The 9241-nt window shown below is 64.5% G+C and carries 8 protein-coding genes; 6 read left to right on the top strand and 2 right to left on the bottom strand.

Going from position 1 to position 9241, the window contains the following annotated elements:
* Nucleotides 1-303: 303 nt before the first annotated feature.
* A complete protein-coding gene (locus NKH43_RS34585; protein WP_352468586.1) occupies nt 304-519 on the bottom strand; it encodes a hypothetical protein in 216 nt (71 codons plus the stop codon).
* Between the two features lie 124 nt (nt 520-643).
* On the opposite strand from NKH43_RS34585, the gene NKH43_RS34580 reads away from it, so the two are divergent.
* From NKH43_RS34580 to NKH43_RS34570, 3 genes are all read left to right on the top strand, one after another.
* A complete protein-coding gene (locus NKH43_RS34580) occupies nt 644-1024 on the top strand; it encodes a DUF1419 domain-containing protein (RefSeq protein ID WP_352516378.1) in 381 nt (126 codons plus the stop codon).
* Nucleotides 1021-1173, top strand: a complete 153-nt coding sequence (locus NKH43_RS34575; protein WP_352468584.1) for a hypothetical protein — start codon at nt 1021-1023, stop codon at nt 1171-1173. Before NKH43_RS34580 ends, NKH43_RS34575 begins: the two co-directional genes overlap by 4 nt.
* A gap of 518 nt (nt 1174-1691) precedes the next feature.
* Nucleotides 1692-2339, top strand: a complete 648-nt coding sequence (locus NKH43_RS34570; protein ID WP_352622180.1) for a hypothetical protein — start codon at nt 1692-1694, stop codon at nt 2337-2339.
* A 15-nt stretch (nt 2340-2354) separates the two neighbouring features.
* Here NKH43_RS34570 and NKH43_RS34565 read toward each other — a convergent pair whose 3' ends face one another.
* Complete coding sequence (locus NKH43_RS34565; RefSeq protein ID WP_352468582.1) at nt 2355-3545, bottom strand: DUF1173 domain-containing protein; 1191 nt, start codon at nt 3543-3545, stop codon at nt 2355-2357.
* A 182-nt stretch (nt 3546-3727) separates the two neighbouring features.
* On the opposite strand from NKH43_RS34565, the gene NKH43_RS34560 reads away from it, so the two are divergent.
* The 3 genes from NKH43_RS34560 to NKH43_RS34550 form a co-directional block, all read left to right on the top strand.
* Nucleotides 3728-7891: a strawberry notch-like NTP hydrolase domain-containing protein gene (locus tag NKH43_RS34560; RefSeq protein ID WP_352622182.1), complete on the top strand. Its 4164-nt coding sequence runs from the start codon at nt 3728-3730 to the stop codon at nt 7889-7891.
* Complete coding sequence (locus tag NKH43_RS34555) at nt 7888-8340, top strand: hypothetical protein (RefSeq protein ID WP_352622184.1); 453 nt, start codon at nt 7888-7890, stop codon at nt 8338-8340. The genes NKH43_RS34560 and NKH43_RS34555 overlap by 4 nt, the downstream gene beginning before the upstream one ends.
* Before the next feature lie 12 nt (nt 8341-8352).
* A partial coding sequence (locus tag NKH43_RS34550; protein WP_352861955.1) for a DUF7146 domain-containing protein occupies nt 8353-9241 on the top strand: 889 nt, incomplete at its 3' end.

The following is a 9241-nucleotide window of genomic DNA, read 5'->3' as shown; positions in this document are numbered from 1 at the left end:
CCCCCCCGTTCGGGTGGGGCCCCCCCCCTCTTTTTCCACCCCCACCCCCCCCCCCCCCCCCCCCCCCCCGCGCCCGCCCCCCCCCCCCCCCGGGCCTGTTCCATTTCATGGAGATCGACATGTTCGACTGGAACAGAAGCTGCTCCTATGACGAGCAGCAGAAGAGACGTTTTCACACGACAGCCCGTTCACGGCTGAAGAAACTCGCTAACGAACTTGCCCTGCCGCAGGAAGCTTCGACCTGCGCTCGAACAAGGCGGGCATAGCCGTTTCCGGTGAAATTACCCTGCACCATCACCGCGCCTACATCCAGGTCGGCCAGTTCGGTTTGTCCTCAGGTCCGGCATCCTGATCCGCACCTGCAAGGACCGCAAGGACTATACCGGCGGGGCCAACCACTTCGTCGCGCTCGGCATGCTCGACGATATCCCGGCGCTCGCCGCCGCCGTCCGTGCCATCACCGGGGTTGGTCGAGACGCTTCGCCTTCCTCCGAACGACGCGCCGCCTGAACCCTGCAAACCCCATCATCGCCGGTGCACACGCTGGCCGCAGGCTCGGCCAGTCGACAGCCACAACATCACCAAGCACTTGCGACGACGCGGTTCATGCCGCGCGCGGCCGACCCGCGTTCAGGAGAACCCCATGACCGCACATCCACCCTTCAGGAAGGTGCTCGACGGCGTCGCCACCCGCGAGCAGATGTTCCAACTGTTCAGCCGACACAAAGATACTCCCGGCATCGATCTGCTTTCCGGCACTCCCTATTCAGGCGAGTGGTTCCAGATCACCGCGTCAGAATACCATTTCATGCTCGATTTGCTGCCGCCGCTCTTCAAGCGCACCGGCATGTTCGGCATGTCGGAGTTCAAGGCCGGCAACGTGACCAGCGTATTCTTCGCGATCCGGATCCGGGGCCGCGAACGCTGTTTTCATGGCTTTTGCGACCTCACGGATCGGCAATCCCCGGACACAAGATGCGCGCCGCAATCATCGCCCACGAGACCGGCGCGAGCGACAGCATGACCCGCGCGGAAAAGCTCGAGGCGATCTGGAACGCGACGCATCCCGACTTCAGGGGGATCGCCGGCGAGATCAATCCCCACACCTGGCCCGCGGACCACCGTGGCAAACGCGTCGTTCTCGTCAACAACGGTGGCCACGAACGATCCTGAAACTGCTCGAAGACCTGTCGGACGACGAGATCGACAGCCGCTTGCCGGCAACTCGCGCACGAGGCGCCAGGAGGGGAGGAGACAACGATGCGGACCCCCCGTAAACACCCGCCAGGGGCCGGCAAGGACACCTATGGCGTACTCGACCTACACCGCAAGCCTCGGTGCCCCAGATCGCCGCCAATACCGGCGCACGCCCCCAGGAGCGCTAACGGTCGCCGATCTCGTACGTCCCGGCGACACGGTCGCCACCTCCTACAGCACCGGCGGGGTCGTCATCGAGGTGGAAGAGCACTTCTATGCGGCGCCGACGGGCGAGACGCTGTCACACTTCACGATTGTCTATGTGCCGCCCGATCGAACTACAAGGTACCGCGATTCCGATCGTCGCTGGATCAACGAATGTGTCGCCATCGGCGACCGCATCCTAATGCTGTTCGAGGCCAACACGGACGAGGTCTTCGTCCTCAGCCGTGCCCGACCGTCCCAACCTCCGCGATCCAGAACCATCCCAGCCGATGGGCCTTTCCAAAGTAGAGTTCGAGCGCTGGCTGCCGAAGGCGATCGCGGCAGTCGAGAAGGCCAGGGCGATTATCGAAGAACGCCGCGACCTCGCCATAACAGCTAACATCCGACTTGATCTTCGTCAGCTCCCGCGCCGTTTCCGCGTCGATCGCAGCGAGATCGAGATTTCCCTAGATCGAACGCTGCCGCGCGGATTCGCCACGCTTCTTCTTCACCTCGACGATGAAGGGTCGGCTCTGCCGCTTCATTTATTGCACCACCTTCGGATGGGAATCGGTCCGTTGCGGGATCGGGTCACATCTACGCTGGCCAAGGCCTATCGTCCACCCAACGCAACCATCGACCGCGGTGCCGCCCTGGACGGACGCCGATGCGAAAGCCAACTCTCCAGCGTCTCGCTCGCCGATGCAACGCGGGGTTCGGACAGCTCGAATGGCATGCCGAGTTCAACGCTGACAACGATCAGGCGCCCACTGTGCTTACGCCGCGGATCTTCGCAAACCCACAGCATGGTCACCGAAAAAGACGATCGCTGGTCACCCCTCACCATACCGTCATGGTCCAAGACAACGGGGATCCTTGTCCAACGCATGTCTGAATCGATGGCCGCCAATCGATTCACGGCATTGATGGAAATCTGAGATGTCGTTCCCAGCCTATGGAAGGGCCGGCATCTCCCCGTCACCGACCCGCCAGGTCCACGCACCCATCTCCGGCCGGTTCGCGACCATATCCTGCAACGAAGCCTCGAATGTTTCGTCCGCACCGGCGGGGACGACAAAGAGCGCGATCGGCTGCTGCCTGTTCTGGAGCAAAGCGTTGGCGATCGGCTGGTCGGTTTGCAGGTCGTAGCGCAATCCCTTCACGCTCTTCTCGCGAAGGCGGGCGAGCGCGTCGACCAGCCGCTTCTCCGGAACCGTCTCGTAAGGAATCCAGTTCTCGGACACCACCATCAACGCGACCTCCTCGACAATGGCGAGACCGGCCGGGTTCAATCCGAAGGTCGCGATCACTATCAGATGTGAGCTGGAATCTGCTCCCCACAGCGACAATTCTTTCTCGAAACGTACCGGCAAACGCCGATGTAATGCATCGTCGATGATGAAGGGAAAACCGGGCAGGTGCCTGATGACGAGTTTCTGACCGGAGCGGGCAGGAACAATCTCTTTCACCTCGCCGACCAGGACCAGCAGCTTTCGTGGGCCGGATTTCGGCGGGAGCGCAGGTGCAAGAACCGCATTGCGACGCTGCTCGATCGCTTCCTTGTTCTCGGCGCGAAATGGCTCGGGCACGAACAGGATATCCGCGAGCGGCCCGCCCCTCACCGTCATTTGCCCGGCAGCCTCGAGCAGATGCCAGCGGACATTCCACCAATGTCGCTTGCCAGCCCATCGGGATGTCCAGACCGTCAATTCGGCCTCGTGCCACAGATAATGGAGGAGGCCACGCAGCGACATCCTCCTGGGGTCGGCGGCTACACTGGCGGAGCTCTGGCCAGCAGGCGCGGACGCTGCCCGGCTCCCCGTCTTCGACAGGCTGAAATCGAGTTTCAAAGCCGCCAAGCCGCTTTGCGGATCGAGCTGTATCGCGCTGCCCATCAAGGCGCCCAGGCCGGACAGCTCGTAAGGCGATTCATATGAATCACAGGATGGATCATGCCCGCCGCCGCTCAGCGGCATGCGCTTGATCAGGTGAAGGTCGCCGATGCGGGCGATGTACATCGGGCAGCCCGGCTCGCGGCACAGGCATAGCGGACGCTCGGTGCGGGCATAGGCGTTCGCCAGCGCCGCCTGCAGGTCAGGCGCTGCCTCCTCGTAGACCTCACTGCCAATTCTGAACCGTCGCATCACCTCCGCAGCTCCAGGTCGCCGCCGCATCCCTGTGCGCGCATCAAGTCATGGGTTTGCGCAGAGCGCAACCCGTTTGTTGGATCGGCGCCAGAGGCAGAGGGGAGCGGGGAGAAGCGCGGCCCGGCTGGCGCGGAGAGAGTGCCGGCGCGGGCGCCCCCCCTCTCGCGAAGGACATCTCCATGAACATCGTTTCGACCACACCTGCCGTTGCGCGGACTGCCGCTCCCCTCGACGCGCCGACGCCGGCCTCCATCAACAACGCCCAGGCAATCTATCAAGCGGCAATGCGGCTTCTGCCTTTCCTCGAGCAGGGCAAGCCTGTCACCACCGCCGCACTGCGCACCGCCATGACGACAGGTTTTGGCGGCAGCGATGCGCAAGGGTTCTGGGTCTGGAAGGACGCCTATGAGGCGCTCGAAGTCGCCCAGGTGCTGTTCTTGCGCCGGTTCGGCCCTGCGATCCTGTCCCGGTCCACCACGCCCCAGGCAACGCTGGCGATGATCAAGCGCATCGCCGACCTTCTTCCCACCCATACGCGACGGTCCGACGAGAGCCAGGCCATGCAGCAGCTGTCGACGCCCTTGCCGCTTGCCTTCGTGACAGCGCACGCCGCGGCGATCGCATCTTGCGACCTCGTTCTCGAACCCTCGGCCGGCACCGGTCTGCTCGCCGTCCATGCCGAGATGGCGCGCGCCTCGATCGCCCTCAACGAGCTTGCCGCGACGCGGGCCGATCTCCTCGGCCTGCTGTTTGCGCGCATGCCCGTCTCTCGGCACGACGCTGCCCATATCGACGATCATCTCGAACCTGCGATCAAGCCGTCCGTCGTCTTGATGAATCCGCCCTTCACCGTCGGCGCCTATGTCGACGGCCATGTCGCCGATGCGGCATGGCGGCACCTCTCCTCCGCATTCGCACGCCTGCGTCCGGGCGGGCGCCTGGTCGCCATCACCGGCACCGGGCTGTCTTCGGAAAGCCCCAAATGGCGGCCGGCCTTCGAACGGTTGCAGCAGCAGGGCACCATTGTCTTCACCGCAGCGATCGACGGCCGTGTCTATGCCCGCCATGGCACCACCACTGAGACCCGCCTGACAATTATCGACAAGGTACCGGCCACCGACCCGACCGGCTTCATCCGGTCGCCCGGCAAGGCCGCAGATGTCGAAACGTTGCTCTCCTGGATCACGGATCTGCCGCCCCGGACACCGGGCGGCTTTCCGGATTCGATCGGCGCTCTGTCGCACGGGATACTGAGGAAGGCAGCAGCGCACATGGGTGCCCGATCGGGGGCGAGAGCCGCACCCCTCGCTGTCTCAACGGCTGCTCCGAAGGCCATCCAACCGTTCCGCCCGATTGCGCAGGCGAAACCCGCCCGCCAGGTCAAGGCAAACAGCACGCCGGCGGTCCCCCTCGCCTATGAGCTACGCGACTGGATGCCGGAGGAGGGCGGCCGGCTCACCGACACGATCTACGAACCCTACGCGCTCCAGTCGATCGACATTCCCCGCGCAAAACCGCATCCGACGCCGCTCGTGCAGTCGGCCGCAATGGCCGCCGTGGCGCCGCCAAAACCTTCCTATCGCCCGCTTCTTCCTGATGAGATCATCGACGAGGGCCTGCTGTCGGACGCCCAGCTCGAAAGCGTCATCTACGCCGGCGAAGCCCATTGCGGCTATCTCGCCGGGACCTGGACGGTCGACGAAACCTGCGATGTCGTCTCGGCCGCGCCAGAAGGTGCTGCGAACGCTGTCCGCTTTCGCCGTGGATGGTTTTTGGGCGATGGAACCGGCTGCGGCAAGGGACGGCAAGTCGCCGGCATCATCCTCGACAATTGGCTGCAGGGCCGCCGCCGTGCAATCTGGATTTCCAAGTCGGACAAATTGCTTGAGGACGCTCAGCGCGATTGGGCGGCACTTGGCCAGGAAAAACTCCTCGTCCAGCCACTGTCGCGCTATCGGCAGGGCACGCCGATCCGCCTTGCCGAGGGCATCCTGTTCACGACCTACGCCACGCTCCGCTCGCAGGAACGGGGAGGCAAGAAATCCCGGATAGCCCAGATCCTCGACTGGGTTGGACAAGAGGCGAGGGCCGAAGGCCCGGCGGGGACTGGAGAGAAGCCGGCGAGGAGGGACGAATGCCCGACGGGGAACAGAGAAAACTCGGCGGGAAGGAACGAAGGCCCGACGGGGATTAAAGAAAGCCAGACAGGGATTGGAGAAAACCAGTCGGGGGCCAAAAAATCTTTCGATGGCGTCATCATCTTTGACGAGGCGCACGCCATGGCCAATGCCGCTGGCGGCAAAAGCGAGCGTGGCGACGTCGCGCTCTCGCAGCAGGGCAGGGCGGGGCTGCGGCTGCAGCACGCCCTTCCCGACGCGCGCGTCGTCTACGTTTCCGCGACCGGTGCGACCGCCGTCGAGAACCTCGCCTATGCGCAGCGTCTCGGCATCTGGGGCAGCGAGGATTTTCCATTCGCCAACCGAGCCGAGTTCGTGGCAGCAATCGAGGACGGCGGTGTCGCGGCGATGGAAGTGCTCGCCCGCGATCTCAAGTCGCTTGGCCTCTATACGGCGCGTTCGCTCTCCTATGACGGTGTCGAATACGACTTGCTCGAGCATGAGCTGACCGACGAGCAGATTCGCATCTACAACGGCTATGCGGACGCCTTCCAGGTCATCCACAACAACCTGACCGCCGCACTCGAGGCGACCAACATCACCAGTGAGTCCGGCACGCTGAACCGCAACGCCAAGGCGGCGGCGCGCTCGGCGTTCGAGAGCACCAAGCAACGTTTTTTCTCGCATTTGATTACCTCGACGATGACGCCGACCCTGATCGGCGCGATCGGACAGGATCTTGCCGATGGCCATTCGGCAGTCGTGCAGATTGTCTCGACGGGCGAAGCGCTGATGGAACGACGCCTTGCCGAGATCCCGACCGAGGAATGGTCGGACCTGCATGTCGACGTCACGCCGCGCGAGTATGTCGGCGGGTACTTGATGCACTCCTTCCCCACCCAGTTGTTCGAGGAATATTCGGACGCCGAAGGCTATGTCTGTTCGCGGCCTGTCCACGACGAAGATGGCAACCCGGTTCAATGCCGGGAGGCTGTTCGCCGGCGCGACGAGATGATCGAAAAACTCGCATCGCTGCCGCCGGTCGGTAGCGCGCTCGATCAGATCATCCATCACTTTGGCGCCGACACCGTCGCCGAGGTGACCGGCCGGTCCCGCCGCATCGTGAAGAAGACCGGCCGCGACGGCATCGACCGGCTTGCCGTCGAGAATCGCCCTGGCTCGGCCAATCTCGCCGAGACCCAGAGCTTTATGGATGACGAGAAGCGCGTGCTGATCTTTTCGGACGCCGGCGGTACCGGCCGTTCGTATCACGCCGATCTCGGGGTCAGGAACCAGAGGCTGCGCAAGCACTATCTGCTCGAGGCCGGCTGGCGCGCGGACAACGCCATCCAGGGTCTCGGGCGGACCCACCGCACAAATCAGAAGCAACCGCCGCTGTTCCGGCCCATGGCCGCCAATGTGAAGGCCGGCAAACGCTTCCTGTCGACGATCGCCAGGCGGCTTGACACGCTGGGCGCGATCACGCGCGGCCAGCGCCAGACCGGCGGGGCAGGGCTGTTCCGTGCCGAGGACAATCTCGAAAGCCCCTACGCGCGGGCCGCACTTCGCCAATTCTACATGCTGCTGCATCAGGGCAGGATCGAGGGCTGCTCGCTCACGACCTTCGAGACCGTGACCGGCCTGTCGCTGACGACTGACGAGGGCGGGCTGCGCGACGAACTGCCGCCGATCACGACCTGGCTCAATCGCCTGCTGGCGCTGCGCATCGAAACCCAGAACCTGCTGTTCGAGGTGTTCGAGCAGTTGATGGCGGCGAAGGTCGAGGGCGCGATCGCTGCCGGCTCCTATGACAAAGGTCTGGAGACGATCACGGCGGAGAGCATCGTCGTCACCGATCGCCGCACCGTCTACTCGCACCCGGTCTCGGGCGCGCAGTCGCATGTGCTGACCGTCGCGCGCAAGGACCGTACACGGCCGCTCAGCCTCGTCGACGCGCTGGCCATCGTCCGGGCGGAACCGCAAGCGGTTCTGTTGGTGAACACGCGATCGAACCGCACGGCGATCCGGGTTCCCACGGCGAGCCTGATGCTCGACGACGGAACCGTCGAACACCGAGTGCGCCTGCTGCGGCCGAACTGCGCTTCGGTCTCGACGCCCTTGCCGAGACCCACTGGCAGCCCGCCGACCGAAAACTGTTCTGCGAGCTGTGGCAGGCAGAAGTCACCGCCGTCCCGGAGTTCACCACCAGCACCTTTCACATCGTGACGGGTCTGCTGTTGCCGATCTGGCGTCGGCTGCCGGATCATGATTGTCAGGTCTACCGGATCCAGACCGATGCCGGCGAACGCATCATCGGTCGTCACATCGCGCCGACTCTTTTCGCGACCATGTTGCACAATCTGGGGTTCGACGATGTACCCAAGCTCGCGCCGGAAGATGCCTGGACCGGGCTTGTCGACGGACGGATCGGACTGCAACTCGCCGATGGCCTGATTCTGCGCCGCAGCCGTATCATGAACGACTACCGTGTCGAATTGATCGGCTTCATCGATGCCATGGTTCCCCGGCTGAAGGCGCTGGGACTGATCGCCGAGATCATCTCCTGGAAGCTCCGGCTGTTCATCCCGACGACCGAGGAAGGGTCCTCCATCCTCGCCTCCCTCTTCGATCGCCACACGCTGGTTGGCGTCACCGACCGTACCTCGGCGGCTTGAGGGGAGGCGATCATGACCGCCTCGGCCTCCGAGCTGGCACGCCGCCTTGGCGATCATGCCGAGGCGGTGTGCCGCGAATATCTCTCCAAGGGCCATCGCTCGGGCAATTACTGGATGGTCGGCGATGTCCGCAACACACGCGGCCGTTCCATGCATGTGCGGCTCAAGGCGGTTGGCGGCAAGGCAGCCGGAAAATGGGTCGACGAGTCATCGGGAGAATATGGCGACCTGCTTGACGTCATCGAGCAGAGCTGTGGTCTGGTCGACTTCCGCGAGGTCGCGGATGAAGCACGTCGCTTCCTCTCCATGCCGCTGCCACCGCCCCAAGCTCCTGACGCGCGGCGCCAGCTAGCCGCGAAACGCGGCTCTCCCGACGCCGCGCGTCGCCTGTTCGGCATGTCCCAGCCGATCGCCGGCACGTTGGCCGAACGCTATCTTGCCGGCCGCGGCATTCTGCTCTCCCCACGTGAGCGTGCCCTGCGCTTCCATCCCGGCTGTTACTACAGAGATCTCGTAACGGGCGAGACGCGGACGCTTCCTGCGCTGATTGCCGCTGTCACCAACCTCAACGGGCAGACCACAGGCCTGCAACGCACCTGGCTCGATGCTTCGGGCAACGGCAAGGCGCAGCTCGCCGATCCCCGCCGCTCGCTCGGGCATCTTCTTGGCAACGCCATATGGCTCGGCCACCAGCCCGGTGCGCCCGTCATGGCCGCCGGCGAGGGGTTCGAGACGATGGCGTCGCTCCGGACGGTGATGCCGGCGCTGCCGGTTGCCGCCGCCACTTCGGCCAATCACCTCGCCGGCCTGACCTTGCCGCCTGGCTGCCGTCGCCTCTACATCGCGGCCGATGCCGATGCCGCCGGCCGGCACGGCATCGAGCGTCTCAGCCAGCGAGCCG

The organism is Mesorhizobium sp. M1163, assembly GCF_040318415.1.
Classification (GTDB): Bacteria; Pseudomonadota; Alphaproteobacteria; order Rhizobiales; family Rhizobiaceae; genus Mesorhizobium.
This window is presented reverse-complemented; position numbering and strand designations above follow the sequence as displayed.